The organism is Leptospira fainei serovar Hurstbridge str. BUT 6 (genome assembly GCF_000306235.2).
Taxonomy (GTDB): Bacteria; Spirochaetota; Leptospiria; order Leptospirales; family Leptospiraceae; genus Leptospira_B; species Leptospira_B fainei.
The window spans coordinates 61,597-86,047 of the sequence record NZ_AKWZ02000010.1 but is presented as its reverse complement, the minus strand read 5'-3'; the positions used below and the strand labels follow the sequence as shown (position 1 = coordinate 86,047).

The 24,451-nt window shown below is 45.5% G+C and carries 21 protein-coding genes, 1 tRNA gene and 1 riboswitch; of the genes, 16 read left to right on the top strand and 6 right to left on the bottom strand.

The features are described from left to right. Positions 1-138 precede the first annotated feature (138 nt). Entirely contained in the window at positions 139-1,185 is a 1,047-nt protein-coding gene (locus tag LEP1GSC058_RS09400; protein WP_016551020.1) for a CapA family protein, read from the top strand. Between the two features lie 108 nt (positions 1,186-1,293). Here the strand turns inward: LEP1GSC058_RS09400 and lsa26 are convergent, their stop codons facing one another. Continuing rightward, positions 1,294-2,031 (bottom strand): surface adhesion protein Lsa26, encoded by a 738-nt coding sequence (gene lsa26, locus LEP1GSC058_RS09395; protein WP_039948530.1) that lies wholly within the window; start codon positions 2,029-2,031, stop codon positions 1,294-1,296. A 228-nt stretch (positions 2,032-2,259) separates the two neighbouring features. Beyond that, positions 2,260-2,437, top strand: a riboswitch (cobalamin riboswitch). 131 nt (positions 2,438-2,568) lie between these two features. Between lsa26 and LEP1GSC058_RS09390 the strand changes: the two genes are divergently transcribed. The 3 genes from LEP1GSC058_RS09390 to LEP1GSC058_RS09380 all read left to right on the top strand — a co-directional run bounded on the left by LEP1GSC058_RS09390 (position 2,569) and on the right by LEP1GSC058_RS09380 (position 6,592). Then, positions 2,569-4,674 (top strand): TonB-dependent receptor plug domain-containing protein, encoded by a 2,106-nt coding sequence (locus LEP1GSC058_RS09390; RefSeq protein WP_039948529.1) that lies wholly within the window; start codon positions 2,569-2,571, stop codon positions 4,672-4,674. 4 nt (positions 4,675-4,678) lie between these two features. Next, positions 4,679-5,854, top strand: coding sequence for a YncE family protein (locus tag LEP1GSC058_RS09385; protein ID WP_016550385.1), 1,176 nt, complete (start codon positions 4,679-4,681; stop codon positions 5,852-5,854). A gap of 84 nt (positions 5,855-5,938) precedes the next feature. Next, positions 5,939-6,592: an ankyrin repeat domain-containing protein gene (locus LEP1GSC058_RS09380; RefSeq protein WP_016550112.1), complete on the top strand. Its 654-nt coding sequence runs from the start codon at positions 5,939-5,941 to the stop codon at positions 6,590-6,592. A 370-nt stretch (positions 6,593-6,962) separates the two neighbouring features. Here the strand turns inward: LEP1GSC058_RS09380 and LEP1GSC058_RS09375 are convergent. Further along, positions 6,963-7,034 (bottom strand) — tRNA-Arg (locus LEP1GSC058_RS09375). 213 nt (positions 7,035-7,247) lie between these two features. Here LEP1GSC058_RS09375 and LEP1GSC058_RS09370 point away from each other — a divergent pair. Beyond that, entirely contained in the window at positions 7,248-7,601 is a 354-nt protein-coding gene (locus LEP1GSC058_RS09370; protein WP_039948528.1) for an LIC10421/LIC12816 family protein, read from the top strand. Here the strand turns inward: LEP1GSC058_RS09370 and tmk are convergent. Beyond that, a complete protein-coding gene (gene tmk / locus LEP1GSC058_RS09365) occupies positions 7,578-8,189 on the bottom strand; it encodes a dTMP kinase (RefSeq protein ID WP_016550920.1) in 612 nt (203 codons plus the stop codon). The two genes, LEP1GSC058_RS09370 and tmk, sit on opposite strands and share 24 nt — an antisense overlap. Before the next feature lie 89 nt (positions 8,190-8,278). Between tmk and LEP1GSC058_RS09360 the strand changes: the two genes are divergently transcribed. From LEP1GSC058_RS09360 to LEP1GSC058_RS09350, 3 genes are read left to right on the top strand one after another with little or no spacing between them, the layout of a single operon-like run. Next, the gene (locus tag LEP1GSC058_RS09360; protein ID WP_016550717.1) at positions 8,279-9,412 is read left to right on the top strand and encodes a trypsin-like peptidase domain-containing protein; all 1,134 of its coding nucleotides are present in this window, start codon (positions 8,279-8,281) and stop codon (positions 9,410-9,412) included. A gap of 10 nt (positions 9,413-9,422) precedes the next feature. Further along, a complete protein-coding gene (gene ruvB, locus LEP1GSC058_RS09355) occupies positions 9,423-10,454 on the top strand; it encodes a Holliday junction branch migration DNA helicase RuvB (RefSeq protein WP_016549785.1) in 1,032 nt (343 codons plus the stop codon). Then, complete coding sequence (locus LEP1GSC058_RS09350; RefSeq protein WP_016550430.1) at positions 10,432-11,367, top strand: energy transducer TonB family protein; 936 nt, start codon at positions 10,432-10,434, stop codon at positions 11,365-11,367. The genes ruvB and LEP1GSC058_RS09350 overlap by 23 nt, the downstream gene beginning before the upstream one ends. A 15-nt stretch (positions 11,368-11,382) precedes the next feature. On the opposite strand, the gene LEP1GSC058_RS09345 is transcribed toward LEP1GSC058_RS09350, so the two are convergent. Both LEP1GSC058_RS09345 and LEP1GSC058_RS09340 read right to left on the bottom strand, forming a co-directional pair. Further along, on the bottom strand, positions 11,383-11,754 hold the full coding sequence (locus LEP1GSC058_RS09345) for an LIC12806 family lipoprotein (RefSeq protein ID WP_039948258.1): 372 nt from the start codon (positions 11,752-11,754) through the stop codon (positions 11,383-11,385). A 1-nt stretch (position 11,755) separates the two neighbouring features. Then, the gene (locus tag LEP1GSC058_RS09340; RefSeq protein ID WP_016550095.1) at positions 11,756-12,748 is read right to left on the bottom strand and encodes a hypothetical protein; all 993 of its coding nucleotides are present in this window, start codon (positions 12,746-12,748) and stop codon (positions 11,756-11,758) included. Positions 12,749-12,853: 105 nt separating this feature from the next. Here LEP1GSC058_RS09340 and LEP1GSC058_RS19965 point away from each other — a divergent pair, with 105 nt between their 5' ends. Genes LEP1GSC058_RS19965 through carB form a run of 5 tightly spaced genes read left to right on the top strand, consistent with a single transcriptional unit; the run spans position 12,854 to position 19,826 of the window. Then, complete coding sequence (locus LEP1GSC058_RS19965; protein WP_016550480.1) at positions 12,854-13,045, top strand: hypothetical protein; 192 nt, start codon at positions 12,854-12,856, stop codon at positions 13,043-13,045. Between the two features lie 26 nt (positions 13,046-13,071). After that, positions 13,072-13,620: a hypothetical protein gene (locus LEP1GSC058_RS09335; protein WP_198014398.1), complete on the top strand. Its 549-nt coding sequence runs from the start codon at positions 13,072-13,074 to the stop codon at positions 13,618-13,620. After that, positions 13,617-14,201, top strand: coding sequence for an RsmD family RNA methyltransferase (locus LEP1GSC058_RS09330; RefSeq protein ID WP_016550358.1), 585 nt, complete (start codon positions 13,617-13,619; stop codon positions 14,199-14,201). The genes LEP1GSC058_RS09335 and LEP1GSC058_RS09330 overlap by 4 nt, the downstream gene beginning before the upstream one ends. Then, positions 14,182-16,473 (top strand): sulfatase-like hydrolase/transferase, encoded by a 2,292-nt coding sequence (locus LEP1GSC058_RS09325; RefSeq protein WP_016549350.1) that lies wholly within the window; start codon positions 14,182-14,184, stop codon positions 16,471-16,473. Before LEP1GSC058_RS09330 ends, LEP1GSC058_RS09325 begins: the two co-directional genes overlap by 20 nt. 41 nt (positions 16,474-16,514) lie before the next feature. Beyond that, positions 16,515-19,826, top strand: a complete 3,312-nt coding sequence (gene carB / locus LEP1GSC058_RS09320) for a carbamoyl-phosphate synthase large subunit (protein WP_016550070.1) — start codon at positions 16,515-16,517, stop codon at positions 19,824-19,826. A 50-nt stretch (positions 19,827-19,876) separates the two neighbouring features. On the opposite strand, the gene LEP1GSC058_RS09315 is transcribed toward carB, so the two are convergent. Next, positions 19,877-20,329 carry a DUF1499 domain-containing protein gene (locus LEP1GSC058_RS09315; protein WP_016550809.1) on the bottom strand — a complete coding sequence of 151 codons (453 nt, stop codon included), beginning with the start codon at positions 20,327-20,329 and terminating at the stop codon, positions 19,877-19,879. A 199-nt stretch (positions 20,330-20,528) separates the two neighbouring features. Here LEP1GSC058_RS09315 and LEP1GSC058_RS09310 point away from each other — a divergent pair, with 199 nt between their 5' ends. The 3 genes from LEP1GSC058_RS09310 to flgE are packed head-to-tail and all read left to right on the top strand — an operon-like array spanning position 20,529 to position 24,213. Continuing rightward, positions 20,529-22,100 (top strand): flagellar hook-length control protein FliK, encoded by a 1,572-nt coding sequence (locus LEP1GSC058_RS09310; RefSeq protein ID WP_016550323.1) that lies wholly within the window; start codon positions 20,529-20,531, stop codon positions 22,098-22,100. 10 nt (positions 22,101-22,110) lie between these two features. Further along, positions 22,111-22,791, top strand: coding sequence for a flagellar hook capping FlgD N-terminal domain-containing protein (locus LEP1GSC058_RS09305; protein WP_016550960.1), 681 nt, complete (start codon positions 22,111-22,113; stop codon positions 22,789-22,791). Positions 22,792-22,818: 27 nt separating this feature from the next. Continuing rightward, positions 22,819-24,213 (top strand): flagellar hook protein FlgE, encoded by a 1,395-nt coding sequence (flgE, locus tag LEP1GSC058_RS09300; RefSeq protein ID WP_039948257.1) that lies wholly within the window; start codon positions 22,819-22,821, stop codon positions 24,211-24,213. The last annotated feature ends 238 nt before the right edge of the window (positions 24,214-24,451 follow it).

Below are 24,451 nucleotides of genomic sequence, written 5' to 3'. Positions count from 1 at the left end.
CAGGAAATTTTGGGTGTCAGTTACAGGGAAACAATCGGGAGCGGCATAAGTCAATGTAGCGGCGCCGATCGCACATTAAGGCATACTCTTTCACGAAAACCGCTTTCCTAGAAAGGGAGGTTGCAAAAATCTCCCTCTATGCAAAGATTCCTAACTCTATTTTACATCAGCGTTCTATTTTTGATTTTAGACGCTCCAGTTTCCTTAGCGTCGGCGGAAACCGAAACGATCAAAATTAAAGCGGTCGGCGATTTAGTCATGGGGACGAATTATCCGGATAACCGACTTCCGAATGATCCGAGAAATACCCTTTTTTCCGGGGTTGAATCGACGCTAAGAGGATCGGACGTGCTGTTTGCAAATTTCGAAAGCACCCTGACGGATTATCCGACCTCTTCCAAGAATATTAATCGTCCCTTAATTTTCGCATTCAGAACTCCGCCATCGTATGCCAAAATTCTAAAGGACGTCGGATTCGATATTCTTTCCATTGCCAATAATCATAGCTTGGATTTTCATCAGCAAGGCTTTGACGATACTGCAAAAAACATTTCTTCCGCGGGAATGAGATTTACGGGAAAGAAAGGCGCTATTACTTACATGACCGTCAAGGGTGTAACGATCGCTTGGATAGGTTTTAGTCATATGAAAGCCGCTCACAATAATGTGAATGAAATTTCGGAAGGGGCAGCCTTAGTTAAGGAGGCTAAGAAAAAAGCTCAGTTAGTTTTCATCTCCGTGCACGGCGGCGCAGAAGGCGGCCCCGCTCTACACGTAAAGAACGAGCAAGAGCGTTTTTACGGAGAATATCGCGGAAATCTAGTCGCATTATCGCACGCGTTAATCGACGCAGGCGCCGACTTATTCATCGGGCATGGGCCACATCTTCCGCGCGCACTAGAACTTTATAGGGGTCGTTTGGTTGCATATTCGCTCGGTAATTTTTTAGGGTATAGGGTTTTTTCCACTAAAGGATACGGCGGGTATTCGTTGGTACTCGAAGCGGATTTGGATAAAAATGGAAATTTTGTGAAGGGTAAGATACATCCTTTACAGCTGAGCCAGAATGGAGTTCCTTCGCCGGACCCGGAAAATAAAACGACCGAGTTGATGCAGTCCTTAACTAAAGCGGACTTTCCCGGGAAAGGGCCTAGGATTCAAAACGACGGAACGATCCTGCCGTAAGGAATGGAATTTTCGAATTTACCGCGACGTTATGCTTAAAAAAAGAATGCTCGAATCGGGTTGAAATTCCGGATACGAGCATTCTTTTCCGATTTCGGGAACCTAAGATTAGTTCGGCTTAGGCGCGGCTTCGACCGCTCCGGCAGGGCTCTTAAAGTTTACTTCGAATAAATCGTAATGCGATTCCCGCACTCCGGTGGCAAAGGCTACCGAAATTCCAAGATAGTATTTAAGATTATATTTAAGAGCGGCCCAAGCGAACGTAGCCACCTCTTCGTTGGTAACGGAGAACGGGTGTACTTTTCCTCTCGCTTCGTCTAAATAAACGCCTTCGTAAGTACCGATTGCAGTTCCCCTATATTCAAGGCTCAGTATTCTTCCGGTGACCGAGAAATTTCTTTTAGATCCGGTTTTTGGACCGATAAATTTATCGGCTATATCTTTTCCGAGTACGGTTTCCTGTTTTTGTGCGGTCAGAACTTCGAAATCTGTCGAAAGAGCGATAGGTTCGATTCGATGAATTCTATACTGCACTAACACTTCCTGATTTAAGCTTTTACTTAAAAAATTGACTACGTCCGCCGTTTCGGGACGAACGCTGAACGCTACCTTTTGTTTGGTCGGGGTAAAGCACTCGTCTTTGCTTTCGTCGCATTTTTCATTTTTATCGAAAGTCGTTACTTCCAAGTATCCTTCGTATGAATCAAAGATGAGTCCTCTGCTTTCAAATTGAATCAGTTTCGCTACGGTCCAACCTTCTGAATAGGTACCGAGTGCAGACACGGAAGACGAGGACAAGAGGAATGCTCCGGTCAAAAGCCATACTGATAGTTCTTTAAGTTTCATTCGCGTTCTATACTCCGAGGTTCGGTGGATTTGAGATGCGAACATTCTGGCTTTCGATTTGATGACTTCAAGAAAATATTTATCGGTTTTCGTGAATTTCTGCGACAGGATCGGATTTGAAGACGGGGGGTGCGAGCCGTATTGCGATTTCAGATCGATTTCGTGTAGAGGACTTGAATATGCCTTCAAGCAGGGATGCTCGATGTTTTCCGATTGCCGTAGCGTTTCCCCCCATAAAGCTGGCCTGGCAAGCCAAGAGGAAAAGGGAATTCGGTGAAAGTCCGAAGCTGAACCCGCAGCTGTAAGCGTCGTCTTACGGGATGGTAGCAAGGCCACTGTCTATAACGAGATGGGAAGGCGCCGTCCCGGGCGCGAGCCAGAAAATCTATCCTTTCGCTTATCATTTGTCGGACTTTCGGGAGTTAAAGTCGGGCGGGAAGTCTTTGAGTTTGCGGTAAACCCTCTCGCCCTCCCACCCGGTCTCCCGTACGGGAGATTTCTTTGTCGTTCAAACGCGTTCGTACCTCCGAAAAAACAATCTTTGCTTTGCAATTCGGAGCGAATCGGATTCTTGTGTTTGGCTTAGCCTTTCTTTCGCATGCGGCTTTTTCGCAAGATCAGACTAAAAAGGAATCCGCTCCGCTCAAAGTTTTAGGAAAAGTATCCGATTCATCACAACCCGAAAATTTTCGTAAAAATCCCACAGGATTTCAATCTTCCATCAATTTAGACCAATATAATGCGCGTTATACGAATCTTCCCGATGTGTTAGAAAGGGAAGCCGGGGTTCGAGTTAGACGATACGGCGGATTGGGGTCTTATTCGACACTGTCACTTCGAGGAACGAACCCGAATCAATCCAGAATTTTCATAGATGGAGTGCCGTTTAATAATACACAAGGCGGGGAAGTGAATTTGGCCGACCTTCCTTTCGATAATTTGCAAAGCGTAGAAGTATACCGATCCGGAGCTCCTGTCGGATTTTCCGGCTCGGCAATCGGAGGAAGCGTGAACTTGGTCACTCGAAAATCGACCGGGCCTCCCAAAACAAGAGTCAATATCGGCGGTGGAAGTTATAATACCGGGAAAGGAACCGTCACGCATACAGGAACATACGGAGGGCTCGGTACTAGTTTATTTTTCTTGGGAGAAAAATCGGACCAAAACTTTCCATACTTAAATCCGCACGGAACTATAATCGTAAATCCTTACGACGATACGATCGATCGAAGGAGAAACGCGCAATACGAACGATCTTCGGGAATGGTCGGACTGGACGGAGATATCGGAAAAACTAAAATTCGATTTTGGAATGACCTCAATTATCGATACCAGGGAATTCCCGGACCGGCATCCAATCAAACTCGACAAGTTCATCGAAAATATTTAAGAAATACCTCATCCGTTACGACGGATACGAAAGGCTTGTTCGACGGATTATTAAGATTGGAAACGAGAGGCTTTACTACATTCGCCAATGACGATCTTTACGATCCTAAATCGGAATTTTCCTCGGGGACTCCTAATTCCGCCGCTCGCATTCATCAATCAGGAATTCAGGTTACGCCTACCTTCTACTTATTGAATTATTTACAAATCATTCGATTGCATTTCGGATTGGAGAAAGAAACGTTCTCGAGGACGAGAAGCAATACGGACAATATAGATTTAAATTACGAGCCTGGAAAATCCAGAACCTATATAACCTCGCAAATCGAGGATGAAATCAGATTGATGGACGGTAAACTTGTTTTAACCCCCGGCGTTTCGTGGGATACTTACAAGGATCGCTTTCAAACCAATCAACCTTGGTACCAGCGGCAGGATCCATTAGCTTCGAGCGACAAGACGACTTCATTCTCCAATCCCAAAACGGGGCTTTTGTACAAATTATTCGAATACGAATCGTTTAATCTGGATTTAAAAGCGAACATTGCCAAACAAAATCGAATTCCTAGTTTTCTAGAATTGTTCGGTGAAGTAGGAACTATCCTACCGAACGACAGTTTAAAGCCGGAAAAAAGCACGAACGTGGACGCAGGTTTTTCCACAAAATATACCAATGGAAATTTGAAAACGCAAGGCTCCGTTTCCTACTTTAGAAAACGAATTTCCGATATGATTTTGTTTATCCCGAACTCTCAGTTTACCTTAAGGCCGGAAAATGTCGATTCGGCTAAGATAGACGGAACGGAAATTTCTCATAAAACCGAATATAAGGGTTGGAAATTATTGATCGATTATACGTATCAGCAGGCGATCAACATGTCGGCCGCACCGTATTTGAGAGGAAAATATCTGCCGTTACGGCCAAGGCATGAAATTTCTTCCACCGTCGGATATCGTGCTAAAAGGTGGGAAGGCGGCGTCGAATTGGTTTACGTTGGAGCCGTCTTTAAAGATAGAACCAACGAATACATAAACTACCAACCTGCAAGACAGATCTGGAATCTATATTTGACGATTGTGCTTTATTCTTCTCCGATCGAGGAGAGTCCTCGGGATCCTAAAACTGACAAGGCTCCCGAAGAACTGCTTCTTAGTTTTGATTTGCGTAACGTAGGTGACAAGAGGGTGGAGGACATAGTAGGATATCCCTTGCCGGGTCGAAATTGGTTCGTCACCTTAAGCGGAAGGTTTTAGGAATATGAAACGGCTTTTATCTTATTCTGCGATTCTTCTCTTTTGGCTCTTGTCCGTCAATTGCGAGGATATTCATCGTCCTCCTCTCTATACTTTGTTTCTTACGCCGAATGTCTCCGGAAATATCGGAGTCGTAACCACCGATTTTAGCAGTTCCGGACGATTTAAAGTCTTAAATCCGGAATTGAAAATTTCCTATCCCGGCTTGACTCCGATTCACTCCGACGCAATCGGAAGATATTACGGTTCTAAAGTATATATTATAAATAGATTAAATAGAGACAGTATCCAGATTCTGGACCCGAATTTAGCGTTTCAAACGATTGCGGAATGGTCTATGGGAGCCGGTACGAATCCCGCAGATATCGAATTTGCAGGACCGAATAAGGCATACGTGTCTCTTTACAACTCGCGATTCCTTAGAATTATCGATCCGAGCAACGGTACATCTTTAGGGGCTTTGGATCTGGGCGGGTATTCGGAACCTACCTCGACTTCGGGTCATCCCGACGGGTTGCCGGAAATGTCAGGGATGAAAATCATCGGGAACAGTCTTTTTGTTTGTTTGCAACGTCTGGATCGCAACGATGCAAGCGGCTACTGGCCCCCGAGCGGCCTCTCTCTTTTGCTTGAAATCGATATCAACTCCGATCGCGTAGTCGCAGTATATAATTTTCCGACTCCGAATCCATTAGGAAAACCTCAATTACTGAATCTTTTCGGCGAACCGCATTTGGTGATTCCGACTCCGAATTATATAGGGTATATCAGTCGAATCGACGGAGGTATTGTCGCTTTCCGGCTTTCTACGAGGACCTTCTTGCCGAATTACTTATATGCGGAAACGACTTCGGGCGGAGATTTGATGGTCGTACAAATCGCCAACGATCATCTCGGATATGCGAGCGTTCTGGATGCCGGTTTTAATAAGACTTTGCAGGTTTTTGATCCGAGTACAGGCGCGAAACTTTCCACTTTGCTTTTCATTCCTTCTTCCTTCGATGCTAGTCTTTCTTCCATATTACTTTCTTCCGGCGGAATCCTGTACGTAGCCAATACGCAATTTACGCAACCGGGCGTTTCTATGTTCGACACGAAGAATGGAAATTCGATACTTACCCCGCTCCCGATTTCGGTCGACTTGCAACCGTTCGATCTTTTTGAATTGATCGATAATTAGAATTTTGTAAGGGTATTAATCTGAATTGACAAGGAAAGTAAACGGGACAGTATCCCTTTTACGCTTCGGGGGTTAGGTTTGCCAATGTCCGATATATTTCACCTGATCGCCTCCGGCCAAAAAGCCCAGGTGATCTATGCCTTGCGCGAAAACCCATCTTTAGGCTCTCTGGCAAATCCGGAGGGTATTACTCCTTTGCTCTTTGCCCTCTATTACGGGAAGGAGGACATCATTCAGGCCTATCTGACCCTGGAAATTCCCTTAAATTTATTCGAAGCGGCCGCTCTCGGCAATCAGGCGAGGGTTCAAGAATTGTTGGAAAAAGATCCAACGGCAGTGCATTCCTATAGTCCGGACGGTTGGACTCCTCTTCACTTAGCAGCTCATTTTGGTCGAAGCTCTTTAGTAACATTCTTGCTGGATCACGGAGCCGAGTTACAGGCAAAATCCAAGAGCAAATTTTCTTTCGGTAACACTCCGCTTCATTCGGCGGTAGCCTCCGGAAAGGACGAAACGGTAAAACTTTTAATCGAACGGGGTGCGGATCCTAATTACGGTCAGGAAGAAGGCGGCTATACTCCGTTGCATATCGCTGCATCGCGCCAGGGAAACGGACATATCGTGGCTCTTCTTCTAAAACACGGAGCAAATCCTGAGCTAAAAACGAAAGATGGGCAAACAGCTCGCGAAATCGCAATGCAACGCGGGAATTGGAAAGAAGCGGAAATTCTAGAATAGAATTTTCGCACCTACCGGGACTCGCCGTTTCGCAGTCTCACATCCTGTTCGACTCGGCTCCACGGCGTCTCGAACTTGCCTCACCACATCCTGTGGTTCGGTCGCAAGCATTTACGCTCCCTATGAGTCGCTATGCTTGCTTTCAAGTTCTCGCTTCGAGTCCTCGATTTTAGTTTCAGCGGGAATTTTGCACCTACCGGGACTCGCCGTTTCGCAGTCTCACATCCTGTTCGACTAAGCTCCACGGCGTCTCGAACTTGCCTCACCACATCCTGTGGTTCGGTCGCAAGCATTTACGCTCCCTATGAGTCGCTATGCTTGCTTTCAAGTTCTCGCTTCGAGTCCTTAATTTTAGTTTTAGCGGGAATTCTGCACCTACCGGGACTCGAACCCGGACCCCAGGCTCCGGAGGCCTGTACTCTATCCGTTGAGCTATAGGTGCGATGTGTAAGGAGAGTTTTTTAGGAGAAGGCTCAACGTCAACAGCAATCTAAGGCTTTTGCCGGAAGTGCTCTAATCTTACATAATCAGAAGGCGAAAATGAGCGGATCCTATGTTTTTTCGTGTACAGAATTTTGGGGATTCTTAGTTTGCATCTTAGAGCGGGATTCTGATGCATGCGCCCGACCGACGAAGAATGGGACCGAATCATTATATGAAATTGAATCGCTTTGCAAGTCTTTGCGGAATTGTTTTTTTCTTATTTTTATCCCCCTTTTCCTTGGCGTCATTTTCCGCCGAAGAGGAAGCCAGGCTAACCGAAAAGGCTCTGGTCGAAAGTTTGTCCACTCCCGAACAAAAAGATCTCGTTCGAAGATATCTGCAAAATTTGGCTAAAAAGAAACGAAACGAGGCGGCTCACTTACGGGAACTCGCGTCCGCCGAACCGAAATTATCTCCTCTCTCCGGTCGCAAAAAAAAACTATTAGATATGGCCGAGCAACTTGATAGAGAGGCTTCCATTCACGAAGAAACCTTGCGTAATTTAGCGGCAATCTCCGCTAACTGAAAGAATTTTCTCCAGCACGATATTCGCAAGTTCAGCCGTTGTCTTTTTTGCATCGAGTCGAATCGTTGACGAGGGAAGGATACTCTCGTAGGAGTCGCGAATTTTGCGAAGAACTTCCAAAGATTCGAATCTTTCTTTCGCGTTCTCCCTTCCTTCCATTCTCAACAATGCAAGTTCCGGATCCAGATCTAAGTAAAATAGAAGATCAGGTTCGGGAAAGCCTTGTTCCAAATTCCGTCTTAAGATTTCCTGCGCGGAAAGCTCAAGCCCCGATTGATACGCGGCAGTGGAATATATATACCGATCCAAAAGCACGATCTTTCCTTCGGCCAACGCCGGGAGAATGTTTTTTTCCAAAGACATTTCCCGGTCTTTTAGGAACGCTTGAATTTGATCCTCGCCGGAAAGTTCGATTTCTCCCCGTAGAAATTTTCTTAAAAATTGTCCGGTTTCATATTTGGTGGGTTCGGCAAAGCAAATTGCGGGAACACTCTGCTGAGAAAGTCGGTCAAATACGTAGCGGCTTAGGGTGCTTTTCCCGCTGCCGTCTAAACCTTCAAAAACAAAAAATCCCGGATGTGATACCATTAACGTTTCCGAAACCAACTTGACACAGTCGGTTTCCGACGAATCCTGAAGCGTACCAACCGGAATCCCATTCCCGAGGAAAGGAATCCATGAAAAAAACCTACAGATTCAAAAATTTCCTGGTTATCGGAGTATCAGTGATGGCGGGCACACTTTTGTCGCCAGTCTTGTATTGCGGTTCTACCGGTAATAGTTCTTTGTTTCTCAACGCGAAGGCGGATAGAGAAGCGACACCTGCGGCAAAAGCCGCAATTTCCATTCAACAAGCCTTTGAAGAAGTTTACACGAACGTTTCTCCTAGTGTCGTTTCCGTCGCAACGGAGAGAACGGTCACTCAACAAGGCGTCGATCCGTTCTTCGATTTTTATTACGGTCGTAGAGGCAGAGTTCGCCCGCAGAAAGAAAAACAGAGCGGGTTAGGTTCGGGAATCGTTCTGAGCAAAGACGGTTATATTCTCACCAACGAACACGTAGTAGGCGGCTGGGATAAATTTACGGTAAGCACGAAGGATGGAAAGAAATTTCCCGCCCAGTTAATCGGTTCCGATCAGACGATCGATGTCGCATTATTGAAAATCCAAACGGATGCAAATTTGACTCCGATTGAATTAGGCGATTCCTCCGCAGTTAAAGTGGGAGATTGGTCGATTGCAATCGGCGCACCATGGGGTTTGGAACAATCCATGACTGTCGGAATCGTCTCCGCGGTTGGTCGCGGCGGAATAGACAATTCGGGAGTGCATTATATCCAAACTGACGCCGCCATCAATCAAGGAAACTCCGGCGGCCCATTATTGGACATCAACGGCCGTGTAGTCGGAATCAATCGTATGATAGTTTCACCGAGCGGAGGTTCGATCGGACTCGGGTTTGCAATTCCGATTAATGAAGCTAAGGCAATCGTAGAAGAATTAAAATCAGGCGGAAAGGTAAAACGTCCCCGCCTCGGAGTCGGACTGGATGATGTAACGGAAGAGATCGCAAAAGAATTAAAATTGCCGTCCGTATCCGGAGCATTCGTGCGACAAGTGGTGAACGGTAGCGCAGCTGCGGATGCGGGAATTGAAATCGAGGATGTGATTTTGGAGATAGACGGAGCCAAGGTTAAAAACGCTTCGGAGATCGTCGCTAAAATACGCGGATCTAAAATCGGACAACGATTAACGATCACCGTTTTCCGAAAAGGACAGACTCTTAAGATTTCGGTTAAACTTAAGGAATAACGGACTTTCTTTGGCCCGTCATACTTTGAATCCGGATGAAAAATTCGAGGAGGAGGTAACTCTACGCCCTTCCTTTTTTTCGGAGTTTATAGGCCAAAAAGAAATTCTTTCCAACCTTTCCGTTTTCGTCGGGGCGGCTAAGAAACGAGGGCAAGCGTTGGACCACGTCTTGCTCTCCGGACCTCCGGGTTTAGGAAAAACGACTTTGGCGGGAATCATCGCTCAGGAATTGGGGGCTCGACTTATAGTTACCTCGGCTCCGGTTCTGACTCGCGGCGCGGACTTGGCAAAGCTTCTTACCGATTTGGAAGAGCGGGATATTTTGTTCATCGACGAAGTGCATTCGCTCGGGCGTAAAGTGGAAGAAATTCTATACCCCGCGATGGAAAATTATATGATCGATCTTCTCGTCGGAGAAGGGATCACGGCACAAACCATTCAAATTAAGTTAAAACCGTTTACGCTGATCGGTGCCACGACTCGCAGCGGCCTCATTTCCGATCCTCTAAAAAGCAGGTTCGGAATTCATAGTCGTTTGGAATACTACGACGACGAAGAAATGAAACAGATCGTCCTCCGGTCCGCGAAAATCTTAGGATACGAAATCGAGAATGAGGCGGCAATGGAAATAGGCCGCCGATCTAGGAAGACGCCTAGGATTGCGAATCATCTTTTAAAGAGAGTCCGAGATTTTTCCGAAGTCCAGGACGAACGTAAAATTCGAATTCCGGCCTGCGAAGAAGCTTTTCGCAGACTGGGAATCGACGAACACGGATTGGACAGAATGGATCGCCAAATATTGGAATGTATGATAGACCGGTATAAAGGCGGACCCGTAGGGCTGAAGCCGATCGCCGCGGTTGTCGGCGAAGAAGAGCGCACCCTGGAAGACCATTACGAATCCTATATGGTCAGAGTGGGCTTGATTAATCGAACACCTTCTGGTAGAGTTGCCACGGAAAAAGCGTACAGAATATTGGAAAAATCTTATCCCCCAAAGGGAATTAGAACGGACGAAGATGCAGCTCCCGGCCTTTTTTAATCTAGAAATCGACAAGCCGACCAATATAGACGAAGACGATCGCCGTCTTCTTTTCGCTTCTTTTTTGGTGTTTGCATTCGCTTCGTTTCTGGTCGCGCATCTCTTTACTAGAAACGTCCTTTGGAAAATTCTCGGGGAAGACCCCATGGTGAAAGTCACCGATCGAGACGAACGCGAAAAGATTTACGAAGTTCTTTTGGAGCAGGACTTTGTGGATAGTCGGGTAAAGGACGAATACAAGGCGTTGTCAAACGTGGATGCGGCAGGGTCGGGAGGATTAACGAAGAAAGAAGGGTTTCATACCGATTCTCCCCATCGTGAATTTATTTGGGGAAACCTGATCAAACGCCCCTCGCAACAAGCGAATCCTAAATCCTCGCAAACAAAAACCGAGGAAGAGAAAGTTTACGAAGTCGCCATCTTAAAAAATGACCCGGTACAAGAGCAGACGAAAAGTCAGGAGCAGGCAACCCAATCTTCCGCCAGCGGGAGAATGACGAAAATACCGTTCAATTATCGGTTTGAGCAGGACTTTCTTTTTCGCTGGGACGGCGGCCAATCTCTCTCGATTCCGCGTAAGAAACTTGCCGGATACGATTACTTCAAGCGAATGCTCCGCCAAATCGAAGGAAGTTTTGCACCGCCCGGTGGAGGAAATTTCGGTTATCGTGACGGAGCCGGTACTGTCGTTAGAGAGGCGATTATCCCCGGAGAAGTCAGGGTTCAATTCATGTTAAACGACGCCGGTCAGGTAATCGATACGAAACTAGTATCTTCCCAAGGCCAGGATATGGTTGATAGAGCCTGTATCGACACTTTAAGGGGTCAAAATTTCGGAACTGTTCCCGAAGATGTCAAATCGCAAGGAATGATTTTCGGAATTCGATTCATCTTTCCGGGATTTAGACGATAAGAATTATTCCTTCGTTTATTTTAGACCTAACCCTTCCTTGATCACTTGCCAGAGCCTGGCCCACTCCCGTTTGCGTTCTCCCTTCTCTTTTAAACGAAGGAATAATTTTTGAGATCCGTCCGTTCCGACTATTTTCACTCGATTCTCGTTTAAAACTTCGATTTCGTAAACGATGTCTCCTGCCGTAAAAGAATAGTTGAGAATGCTGGAGGATTTGAGGGAATATTCCTTCTCTTCGAAAACGGTTTTTCCGTTTCTGAAATCCAACATTATGCATTCCCTTTCTTTCTTTAGCGGATCGCAAAATGTCCCTGTGGGAGGAGGAACCGGTTTTACTCCGCAAGAAAACGCGAAGATAGAAAGTAAAACGATAAGGGAAAATCTCATATTATTCCTCGATCGGAAGGTTTGTCTTTAGCGTCGGGTTCTTTCCTAAAATTTCCTTCGCTAAATTCAGAACTTCCTCTTTACGATCTCCGGCAGTCGGATAATATTCTTCGAGTAAGGCCAACGCTTTCGGCGGAAGATTCTGGTAATAGAAAATTCTAGCTTCCAAAATTTTGGAGCTCCCGGTTAAAAAATCTTCGTTTGCATTTCTTACTTTGCGTAATAAGGCCAAGGAAGAAACGTATTGACCGGCTCTGAATTCGGAAAGTGCGGTCAGAAAGTCAGCTTCTCTTGCGGAAAGAAGTAACGGACCGGAAACCTCCGGTTGCGTGAGGGTTGTTCGTAAAAATTCGGTGTTCCCCGAAAGCGAGCTTCCCAAGAGACAAGTCCAAGCATATCCGATGCGTAATTCCGGGCTAAGCTTTGTCGGATCGATGGAAACTAATAATTTATTCAAGGCGGCGCGGCTTAGTTTTTGTCGAACCGCTTCCCCGAATGCGATCAAGTAGCGATTATCCGTGGATTCCTTGAATTCAGTATCGATCGCTTGAGCCCGGAGCGCATTACGGTAAGAATCCTCAACAAGCGGAAGATAGGAAGCGTCTTCGGAAAGAAATTGATCGAATCCGGTATAAGCTATTTTGGAGAGCGTTCCCGAATCGAAACGAAATCCTAATAGTAAAAATTCATAATATCCGGAAAGGGCCAGATAATGATAAGAGATTCCGTCTTTCGGGTTGGTCGAAGCAAAATCTTTCGATAAAGAACGAAACTCTTTGATTTCATTTTCTTTCGGTTCGGCTTTTAAGATTCCATCTTGCAGAATCTTTCTTTCCTTTTCGAGTAGCAGTCTGCGATCGCCGGCGAACAAATTTCGAATATCTTGACGAAAAAAGAAAGCTGTCCCTGCGAGTGCAAGTATAAGCAAGAAGAATACCAAAGGCTTATAATTTGCTTTTTTCTTGTAACTTCTATGACGGGGTTGATATAGCATCCTTCGGGCAACTTCTCCCGGAAGCCCGGACCTTTCACGTATTTTTTGGGTCGTTGATTATTAGTCTCGCTTGACTCCCTGACCCCCCTTGGTTTCCGTGTAAATATGCCCTATGACTACGAATTTGACGAGGATTATGACACGGACGGGGAGGAAGACTTCCTCGACGATGAGGCCGTAACCTATGTCTGCGAGGACTGCGACCACCGTTGGGAGAGCGATCCCGAGAGTGCCATCGATACTCCGGAAAGTTATATCTGCGCGATGTGCGGCTCCTCGAACGTAATAGAACTTTGAATCTTTCCGTTCCGCCGCGGTCTAAAATGAATCGCAGCGGAACCGGGCCGTTATTTATTTATCTACTTTTTTGTCTGTTCACGTTTCCGGCGTTCGCGGTCGATTTCGATCAAGTATACGAATATTATAAAAAAGGAAACTATGACGTTTTGGTCCGTGTCTCCCGTCCGCTTTTGAGACAGGGAGAAGTAGACTATAAAATTCTCCTTTTATACGTCGCCTCGGAGCCGAACATCGAGGAAATCGACAAGACTCTCACGAGCATCTACTCTCGACACAAAAACCATCCCGGTGTTTTCTATAACGCGGTATATCTCTTTCTGGAGCGTGCCCTGGTATTGGAAGCCTACGAATCCGGTATTCGCTGGGGTAAAATTTTCTTAGAAAAGGGGGAATCCTCCGTTCGATATAAGGAAGGGATTTACACATACGCTTGCATTCTTTATTCTTCCAAGGATTATCAGTCTGCCGATTCCGTTTTGGAAAAGGCAAAAGGAATCGCGAAGGACTCCAAGTTGGGTAAACGAATTCGAATTCTTGAATTCAGCCTCGAAAAGACAAAGGAAGAAAAATGAAACCTGCAAAAAAAGGAAAGGGCCTCCGGATTCAGACCGGCGATTTGAAAGGGAGAGTGATTCCATCCCCCGTTTCTCCGGAGGGGAAAAGCAATTTTACACCAGCTATTTTCAAGAAATCACTCTTTGACATATTGGAATCTTTGCAACTCCAAGGGCGATTGAATCTGAGCGACGCTGCCTTCTTGGATCTTTTTGCGGGCTCCGGGCAAATCGGAATCGAAGCGTTAAGTCGCGGTTTTGCAAAAGCGGTTTTTTTGGAATTAGCGTGGGATCGATACGATAGTTTAAAGGGAGTTCTTAGTCGGCTCGATAGGGAACATCTCGTCTTGCGTAAGGACGCGTTTCGATTTCATAAGGATTTTGATCTGACTCAAACGCATAAGGTGTATTTTATCGATCCTCCGTATTCTTTCTGGGAAAAGAAGGAAGCGAAAATCAAGGCGATGGTTGAGGATATTGTGGCGGAAGAATCCGGCGTTGCCGTAATCGCCATTCAATCTCCGACAGCTTTAAACTGGGACGGTTTTGAACCTCGACCCTTCGGTAGGAACGTGCTGAATGTCCGCGTTCTGGTTTAAATTTAAAAAATTTATAAAGTACCAATTTAAGTCCGGGAATCCCTGGCTTCATGCTTTTCTTTTTGTAGCTTCTCTTTCCGTCTTTTTTGCCGCGGTCAACACTTCTTTTCATGTAATGGGTGTGGATATCAGCGAATTTCGATCTCTGATTTACGGATTGATCCCTTTGATCTTGAAGGATCTGAGTGGCGTTTTATTCGTATCATACGCTTTTTTTTCCGCGTTTTCCATATTACTCCTTGGGCCCGAATGGGACAGATACTCTGACGGAAAGAAGATCCGTGCCGAATATCAGTATTCATTTTTGGCGGTAGGTCTGTTTTTATTGTTTTGCGCCTCCGTTTCGAAATACCCTCAAGTTTACGGAGAATTCTTTTATTATCGCCAATCATGGGCGCTCGGGTTTTTATATTTTCTTACGGATCATATACCTCCTTGGCTTCCCTTGAGTTTATTGACGGTTTTGATTCTAACACAGATGGGCAGGAAGATTCAATATTTATTAGAAAAGAATAAAGTACAGTCCGCGATTCGTTTCCTTTTGTTCTTACTTTTCTTTTACGGATTCCATTCGATTGGGTCCGCCGTCGGAGTATTGGCTTCTAGTTTGGCGTATTCTTGGGCTCCGTCATTCAAGAAGAGAAGATATGAATTCCTATTATCCTCCATTTTGGCGATCGGATTTTTCTTAGGATATTGTGTTAAAATTTCTCCGCAATTTGCGAACAAATCTTCGGCGGAGACGGGCGTATCTTCGGCTATAACAAAATTTCCTAATATGAATATTCTCATACTTGCTGCCGATAGCATTCGCCAAGATCAATTAGGTTACGCTTCCGGGAGGGAGGGGTTCACACCTAATATAGATGCATTAGCGAAAGATTCGAGAATTTTCATCGATCACCATACGACTATTCCTAGAACATTCCCTGCATGGGCTGATTTACTTAGCGGCCGCTATTCCTTCGATCACGGTATACAGGATATGTTTCCCGATAAGAAGGACAGATCTTCCCTCGGAGTCAAGATCCCTACTCTTGGAAGTATTTTCGCCCGTGAAAAAGGATATAGGACCGCAGTAGTCTCTTCTTTCGCAGGTGATATTTTTCCGCGCGCAAATTGGGGTTTTGAAGAAATTTACGCACCTAACTTCAATGCGGGAACTCTTACTCAGGAAAGGACACTTGAATCCCAGGTTTATTTGCTTCCTATCCTGACAGGTGCGTTCTTCGGCGGAGGAGAGTATTTATCCTCGGTGAGATCCTTACCTACATTAGGCGACGATGATAGAATCTTGCCGGATTTATTTCGCGTCTTTAAGGAAAGAAAATCACCTTTTTTCGCGGTATATTTTTCTTCCGTTACTCATTTTCCATACAGTCCTCCTTATCCTTTTTATAAGGAAGAAGGAAGCGCAAATTATTACGGACCGTCCAAATATTTCCGATTCGTGGATCCGAGCGATTCTAAAAAACCGGGACCAGAGGAACAGGAACAAATTCGCGCGATTTATCGAGCCTCGCTTAGGGCCTTTGACGACGCAGTCGGAAAAATACTTCATGAATTGAAGCAAAAAAATTTGTATGATAATACCTTAATTCTCTTAACGAGTGATCACGGCGAATCCCTATTCGAAGACGTACATAGCCACGGTCACGGAGAGCATTTGCGAGGGGAAGGAGTTACGAAAGTTCCGTTGCTCTTAAAATTCCCGAAATATTTCGAAACGGAAACTAAGACAGGAATATTTCAAGGCGTCACAAGTTCTCTGGACGTATTTCCGACTTTATTGTCTATCGCAGGAATCCGCCAACCGTCCGGAATTGTTTACCCGGGACGGGATCTATCAAAGGCGCCTGCTCGAGGAGACTGGTCGGATTCCCGCAAGATTTATTCCGAAACCGGAATATGGTTTTCGGATCGTGGAGATCATTTCTTTCAAAAAAGTAGGATCCGCTATCCGAATATATTAGAACTTCATTCCATCGATCCTGAAGACGGCGACAGTGTTACGATTTCCGATCCTTATGCAAAGGAAACGATCACCTTCGCGAAACATAGGATGATCCAAGATAAACATCGTAAACTAATTTATATCCCGAGACCGGAAGGCGTGGACTACGAGTGTTACGACCGAATTGAGGATCCCTGGAGCCAAAAAAGGATTTCGACGATTTACTGCGAGGATCTCAAGCGCGAATTAGAGAAAATTTTAGTAGGTTCCGGGAAGTGGAAGAAAGCGGGGGACTATTTCCTCCCTATCGCGAATTGATGCTTGAAGTACAAGTGAGAACGAAAAATCTGTAAAATAATATGCCAAAAAGGGAAGATATCCAATCCGTATTGATCCTAGGATCCGGGCCGATCGTTATAGGCCAGGCTTGTGAATTCGATTATTCAGGAACTCAAGCTGCTAAAGCTCTGAAAGAAAAGGGAATTCGAGTCATTCTTCTCAATTCAAATCCCGCCACGATCATGACCGATCCTGATCTTGCGGATGCAACCTACGTGGAACCTATGACGGTTTCTGTCGTTCAAAAAATTCTAGAAAAAGAAAAGCCGGACGCGATTCTCCCGACAGTCGGCGGTCAGACCGCTTTGAACTTGGCTATCGCCTGTCATAACGCCGGCATCCTCGAAAAATATAACGTAGAGCTTATCGGGGCGAAAGTAGACGCAATCAAGAAAGCGGAAGATCGCGAACTATTCAAAATAGCAATGGAAAAGATCGGGGTGAGCGTTCCCCGTTCAGGACTAGTCAATAATTTAAAAGAAGCCGCCGAGATCAAAACGAGAATCGGCCTCCCGCTTATCGTTCGTCCCGCCTTTACTCTGGGCGGAACCGGAGGAGGAATCGCGTACGACGAGGAGACTTTTGAAGAAGTCGTCGGTAAGGGATTGAAAGCCTCACCGATCAGTCAGGTTCTTTTGGAAGAATCCGTACTAGGTTGGAAAGAATTCGAGTTGGAGGTCATGAGAGATTTGGCCGACAACGTCGTCATTATTTGTTCGATAGAAAACATAGACCCGATGGGAGTTCATACAGGCGACTCGATCACCGTGGCGCCTCAACAAACGCTCTCCGATAAGGAATATCAAAATCTGCGGGACATGTCGATAAAGATCATCCGAGAAATCGGCGTCGAAACCGGCGGATCGAATATTCAGTTTGCGGTTAACCCCGCTAACGGAGACGTGATCGTCATCGAAATGAATCCTCGCGTTTCCAGGTCTTCCGCGTTAGCTTCCAAAGCCACCGGGTTTCCCATCGCAAAGATTGCGGCTCTACTTTCGATCGGCTATTCGCTGGACGAAATCAAAAACGATATTACTAGGGTTACTCCCGCTTCGTTCGAACCTTCGATAGATTACGTAGTCACCAAGATTCCGCGCTTTGCTTTCGAAAAATTTCCCGGCACGGACGATACTTTAGGCGTTCAGATGAAAGCGGTCGGCGAATCGATGGCGATCGGAAGGACTTTCAAGGAAAGTTTTCAGAAAGCGATCCGATCCTTGGAAACTGATCGTTACGGATTCGGATCGGACGGAAATTTCGCGGAGCTAATAGAATTTCATTCTCTCTCATCCGCGGCAAAGAAGGAAAAAATCGACGCCTTTTTAAGAAGACCGAATGATAAACGAATCTTTTACTTAAAGAAAGCGCTTGAAGAAGGATACTCGGTCGAAAGAATTCACGAGCTTTGTAAAATCGATCCTTGGTTCTTATATCAATTCGAAGATTTGCAAATTGCGGAAAGCGAGTTTCTGGAAAAAGGATATTCGATTCTCCCCAAAATGAAGCGTTTAGGATTCTCCAACCGGCAATTGGCGTATCTGAGGAAAAAGAACGAAATACATTCGATTCTTTCATCCAACGTTACTCCGGATAAAAAGAAGGGCGAAATTAGCGCGCTCCTCAAAGCGGAGGAAATGATCTTAGAACGTACGCTGGTTTCTTCCAAAATAGAACCTGTGTATAAGCGAATCGACACCTGCGCCGGAGAATTCGAAGCTTACACTCCTTATTTTTACTCCTCTTACGATCAAGAGGACGAAACCGAAGTCACCGATAAAAAATCGGTGATTATTTTGGGCGGCGGTCCTAACCGCATCGGACAGGGAATCGAGTTCGACTACTGTTGTTGTCACGCCTCCTTTGCGCTTCAGGATCTAGGCGTAGAATCCATCATGGTGAATTCGAATCCTGAAACGGTTTCAACCGATTATGACACTTCCGATCGATTGTATTTCGAACCTCTGACTTTGGAAGACGTAACCCACATCTATCAAAAGGAAAAACCGATGGGGGTTATCATTCAATTCGGAGGACAGACTCCACTTAAGCTCGCAAAAGATCTAGAACGGAAAGGGATTCCGATTTTGGGAACAAGCCCCGATTCCATCGACAGAGCGGAAGATAGAAAGAGATTTGCGGAAGTATTGGATAAACTGAAACTTGTTTCTCCGAAAAACGGCATTGCGACTTCGATGGAGGAAGCTCGCAAGATCGCGAAGTCGATCACGTATCCGATTTTAGTGCGCCCCAGCTACGTGTTGGGTGGCAGAGCTATGTTGATCATCAGCGAGGAACGAGAGTTGGATCGATATATGGAGAAGGCGGAAGAAATCTCCGAAGACAGGCCTCTATTGATCGATAGCTTCTTAGAGGACGCAGTCGAGGTCGATGTCGATGCGCTCTGCGACGGAAAAGAGGTCTTCATTGCCGGGATCATGGAACATATCGAGGAAGCGGGGATTCATTCCGGCGATTCGGCTTGTATTCTTCCGCCTCAATCGCTTTCCGTACATGTAATGGAAGAAATTCGCAAATCGACTCGAGCTCTTGCACTTGAGCTTCGAGTAAAGGGTTTGATCAATATACAATTTGCGGTCAAAGAAGAACAACTCTATGTTATCGAAGTGAATCCGAGAGCATCCAGGACTGTCCCGTTCGTATCGAAGGCATTAGGTCATGCAATAGTCAAATACGCGACTCGAATCATGATGGGAGAGTCCTTGTCGAGTTTACCCTTACCGAAGGAAATGAGCTTTCCGATGGTGAACGTAAAAGAGGCGGTCCTACCGTTTAATAAATTTCCGGGTGTCGACACGATTTTAGGTCCTGAAATGAGATCCACAGGGGAAGTGATGGGAATCGCGGAGACAGCCGGGGAAGCGTTTCTCAAATCCCAATACATGGCCGGGGAGGAACTTCCTTCTCAAGGGACAGTGTTCGTTTCGGTAAACGATAAAGATAAAAAAGAATTATTAAAGTATATTAAGGAACTTTCAAATTTAGGTTTTAATTTGATCGCAACCGAAGGCACGCACAAATACCTCTCGGATAACGGGGTCCTTTCCTCGAAGATCAATAAAGTGTACGATAACCTATTCCCTACGGCCCTAGATTACATTCGCGAAAACAAAATTCATCTGATACTGAATACGCCTTTGAGTCGCGTAACCCGCGACGATAGCTTTGCAATTCGTCAGGCTGCCATTCGCTATAAGATCCCTTGTCTTACGACTGCCAGCGCGGCAAAAGCTTTGATTCGAGGAATGGTGGAAATGCGGGATAAGGGATTTACGATCCGTTCCCTACAATCGCTCCATTCCTCAGTATAAGAGATTCTATTGGAGAGTTATTTATAATTCTCTAATAGAATAATAAATAACTATTTCGCGAACAGCTCTCGAATCGTTTCAATTCGTTTTCGATTCACGCCCATATCCGAATATCCGAGTCGCGATGCGGAGCGTACATGAACGGTCTTTTGATCGGGTGCAAAAAAGAATTCCACATCGTCCACATAACGCATGGTAAACGAAGTAAATTCGGCATAAACATAGTCGTTCTTTTCGGTTACGATTTCCGTTCTAGGTAGAGAACGAATAACCTCTACTAATTTCTTTTTCGCGTCTTCAGGTTTGCTTTGATACACTAAAGGAGCAATCGAATGTTTTTCGTCCGTTGGCGGAATTTGGCTGGAAACGCAATTCGGGCTATTCGGGCAAGCTGCGAGCCGTCCGTCCTTTACTCCGATGTTTGTCGGGCGGGTACCGCTGCAACTAAGAGCAAAGATCGAAAGACAAGAGCCGATAAAAATCGCTGAAATAAATCGTGTCATGTCCGCTATGGAACACTTTCGCGATGGGGAATTCCATTCTTTTCCAAAAACTTCCGATTAGAACTTTAGTGATTTTTCGTAAATTGAAGATTGTTTGCCCTTTGTTAGCCGACATAATCGTAAAAGGGAAGAAGATAATTCCATAAATAGATCAAGGAATTCGGCGAAATTTCGATCCTTATACTGCAAGGGGCAAAGTATGCAGATACGAACCGATCAATCTCCTCGTGAAGAAGTTAAAATAGCGAATTCGGAGTCGAAGTCCGTCGCTACAGTTTCCGAAAAATCTCCCCATGCCGGTCTTAATTTTATGGATTTAATGAAATCGATCCAAATGCGCTCTCAGCAGGCATTGGAAGAAGGCCAAAAACCCGAAGGCGAAATTAAATCGAATGAATCTCCGATAAAGACCTCGGAACTAGGTCTCTTTGATGAAATAGACGAAGAACAAAAAGGAGATTCGGAAGTCGAGTCCGAAGATCCCGAAGAAGCTTCCTTTAACGACGAGCAAAAAGAATTCACGGAAATTTATTCGATTCTAAATTCGTTTTCCGAATCTATTCAAGCCAAAGACACACAACCTTCAAAGACGATTAAAAACCCGGAAAAATCGGAAAAGATAAAGGAAGAGGTTTCCGAATTGGACTGGGAATCGGATACCCAGGAAGAGGAGCCGTTTATCCTTCGGATGACCGCTTTCTTACAAAGCTTAGAGCCTAAAAAACCGATTTCCTTTGACAAAGAGGAAGAAGCATCTCCTGCACAACTTCAGATCGCCCGTAAAGCGGTTAAATCGCAAACGAAAGAAGAGACTCCCGTAAAAGAATCTAAACAGGAACAAACGGATATTATAAGTTCACCGAAGAACGAGGAAAAAAAGAACTTAAAAGAAGTTCGCGTCCAAAGACCGACCGAAAAAGAGAGTCTGGAAGATGGACTCCGAAATTTGGACGAGGCCCGTAAATTCTCCAAACCTGCCAACGAAGAGAAATCGCTTTCACCGTTGCGAGAAGTCGGTAAAGAAAATCCTACCTTAGATTCCGAGAACGTAAAAATCACCAGAGAAAAGAAATCGGAATCACTATCTCAGATTTCAAAATCGTCATCGATGAAAGTTTCGGCATCCGAAGATTCATCCTCGAAAGGAGATTCTACAGGGAGAGATAGGCAAAATTCGGAATCTTTCTCGCGCCAAGGAAACGAAACCACGTTCACCTTATTAAAAGCGGGAATGGGAATGATTGAAAAAGAAGCAGCGAGCGCATCCGCTTCTTCCGACAAAGCCCGTTCAACGAATTCATCGTCCTTGGATAGGGGAGTCGCTCGGGAAAATTTCCAGAGGCTCGTGCAAAGTGCAAAATTACATATCGTAGAGAACGGGAAATCGGAAGCGACTCTTAGATTGAATCCGCAGGAGCTCGGTCGAGTTTCGTTGCGCATCAGCGTGGAAGACGATCGAGTTCAAGGCCGCATATTCGTCGAATCGGAAGAAGTAAAACGGATGTTTACCGGCGATCTGGAACAGTTGAAGAAGGATTTTAAAGATCAAGGCCTTATTCTGGAGTCGCTACTCGTCGAAGTGGAGGAGTCGGGATTATTCTCTTTCTTTGACGGAGATTCTCGAGACGCACGCGATCGAGAAACCGAAGGATTATCGTTCGGCTCCGCGCAAAAGAACCAAGAATCCGAGTCGCTTTCCGAACTTGACTCTACAGAAATTCCGCAAACCGCCGACAAGAATACGGAGAGACGTTTAAACGTCTTAGTTTGAGGAAACCATAATGCCGGATACAAACGCTGTAAGCAGCGAAGCCTCGCGTAGTCGTTATCTCGAAGGAGACAGAAGCTTCAATTTAAAGAACCATTTCGAGAAATTGGAGAAGGAAGAAAAGAGCGGACTCCAAGGTATCGAGATTCGTTCCACCGCAAAGGCTTTAGGAAAAGATGATTTTCTTAAATTATTGATCACGCAATTATCATCGCAAGACCCTACAAATCCGGTTAAGGATCAGGACTTTATCGCTCAGATGGCGCAATTCTCTTCGTTGGAGCAGATGAATAATATTTCCCAAGGAATCGGGAAGATGACCAATCGTCAAAGCTTCTCGCTGGTCGGTAAAGTCGTCTCCGGGCCGGATTTCGTAACGGGAGAGAACGTAGTCGGATTAGCCGGAGCTCTCTTTTTTGATGGAGAGGGAAAATCGTTCGTACGAGTGAACGGAAGAACCGTCGAGATCGATGCGATTACGCTTATTACCGATCCGAGCGTCTTGAATCAAGCCGAATCGAGCACGAAAAGCGTACCCTCTTCTCCCTCAAACGGAAACCAAACGACTGCAGCAGTTCCAACATCAAACCTTCCTTCCGCCAATCAAGCGGCAGAGGAGACCGGTGAAGAATGGAATTCGGGAGCTCCCGGTTGGAGCTTTCCCGGTAAACCAAATGAACGTAATTATGAATAAGATAGAAAGTATCGAGGTACAAACGCTATGATGAGATCTCTGTATTCGGGAGTTTCCGGTCTAAAAAACCACCAAGTCAGGATGGATGTGATCGGAAACAACATTTCCAACGTGAACACCCACGGTTTCAAAACGGAACGGGTAACGTTTCAGGATATGATATCCCAAGAATTGCGAGGTGCCTCCGAACCGAAGGAAAATATCGGAGGGGTGAACCCGCAACAAGTGGGTCTCGGAGCTTTAATTGCGGCAATCGATAAGATTATGACGCAAGGCGCCTTACAGACGACCGGTAAGAATACCGACGTGGCGATCTCCGGAGAAGGATTCTTCATCGTGAAGGACGGAGATAAGCAGTTCTATACGAGAGCGGGCGCTTTTAACTTGGATAAAAACGGATACTACGTAAATCCCGCGAACGGTTTGAAAGTTCAAGGATGGAATTCTCGTCTGGACGAAAAGGGGAATAAGTTCATCAATTCCTCCGGTTCCGTGGAAGATATTATTATTCCGGTATATTCTAAAGAACCTGCGAGAGCAACTTCCAAGATAGATTTCAGATCCAACTTGAACTCGTCGGTGCCTGCCGTGCCTCCGGATGCAACTCCCGAGGAAATTACCGCTTTTATCAATGATCCCGATCCGAAACAAAGACGCGGCCATGTAACCACGATCAAAGTGTTCGATGATCAGGGAGAGCAGCGCGAACTGAAAATGGAATTCTACAAAGTCAGGGAAAATACTTGGAAAGGACGCGTATCCTTAACGGATGCAACTCAACTTTCCGTAGACGTAGCAGGAACCGGTGGACAAAACACCCAACTCCCCGGTAGTACCGAACTTGAATTCGGATTCACCCCTGACGGAAAAATCGTATATGTCTCCGACGGGGCGGATATGATGAATACCGGAAAATTGAACGCCAAAGTATCGTTTCGTCTTCCCGGGAACCCGCAGGTCCAAAGTTTCGATTTAGCGTTGGGCGAATCCGGCATGGTGGATGGAATTACCCAGTTCTCCTCGGATTTTACGACGAAAGCCGTAAAGCAAGACGGATATACGATGGGTTACCTGGAATCCTTCTCGATCGATAATTCAGGAACGATTACCGGGGTTTATTCCAACGGCATAAAACAACCGTTAGCTAGAATTGCTACCGCAGTGTTTAATAACCCAGCCGGTCTAGATAAAGCCGGAGATACTATGTTCGCTTTTTCGAACAACTCGGGAGAAGCTTTGATCGGGGAAGCCGGAATCGCAGGGCGCGGGAAGATTAACGCCGGATTACTGGAAATGTCCAATGTGGATTTATCCGATCAATTTACCGATATGATCGTAACCCAAAGAGGGTTCCAGGCAAATTCAAGAACGATCACTACAACCGATCAGATGTTGCAGGAAGTTTTAGGATTGAAACGTTAATTCGCCTAAACAACGATTAGACGAAGATAGTTAAGCGCTTCTTGCAAATTTTGCGGGAAGCGCTTTTTATTTTGCTAAGTCTTTGAGGTTTTTTTCGTTTTTTCGATCTAATTTCTCAATGAGGAATGGAATGTGATCTAAGTCGCTCCCCTCGAGTATACTGAATTTCCAGTATGTTCTTCTTTTCTGATGGAGCTCCCGAGTTGAAGCTTAGAAAATTCTCCTTTTCATGAATATA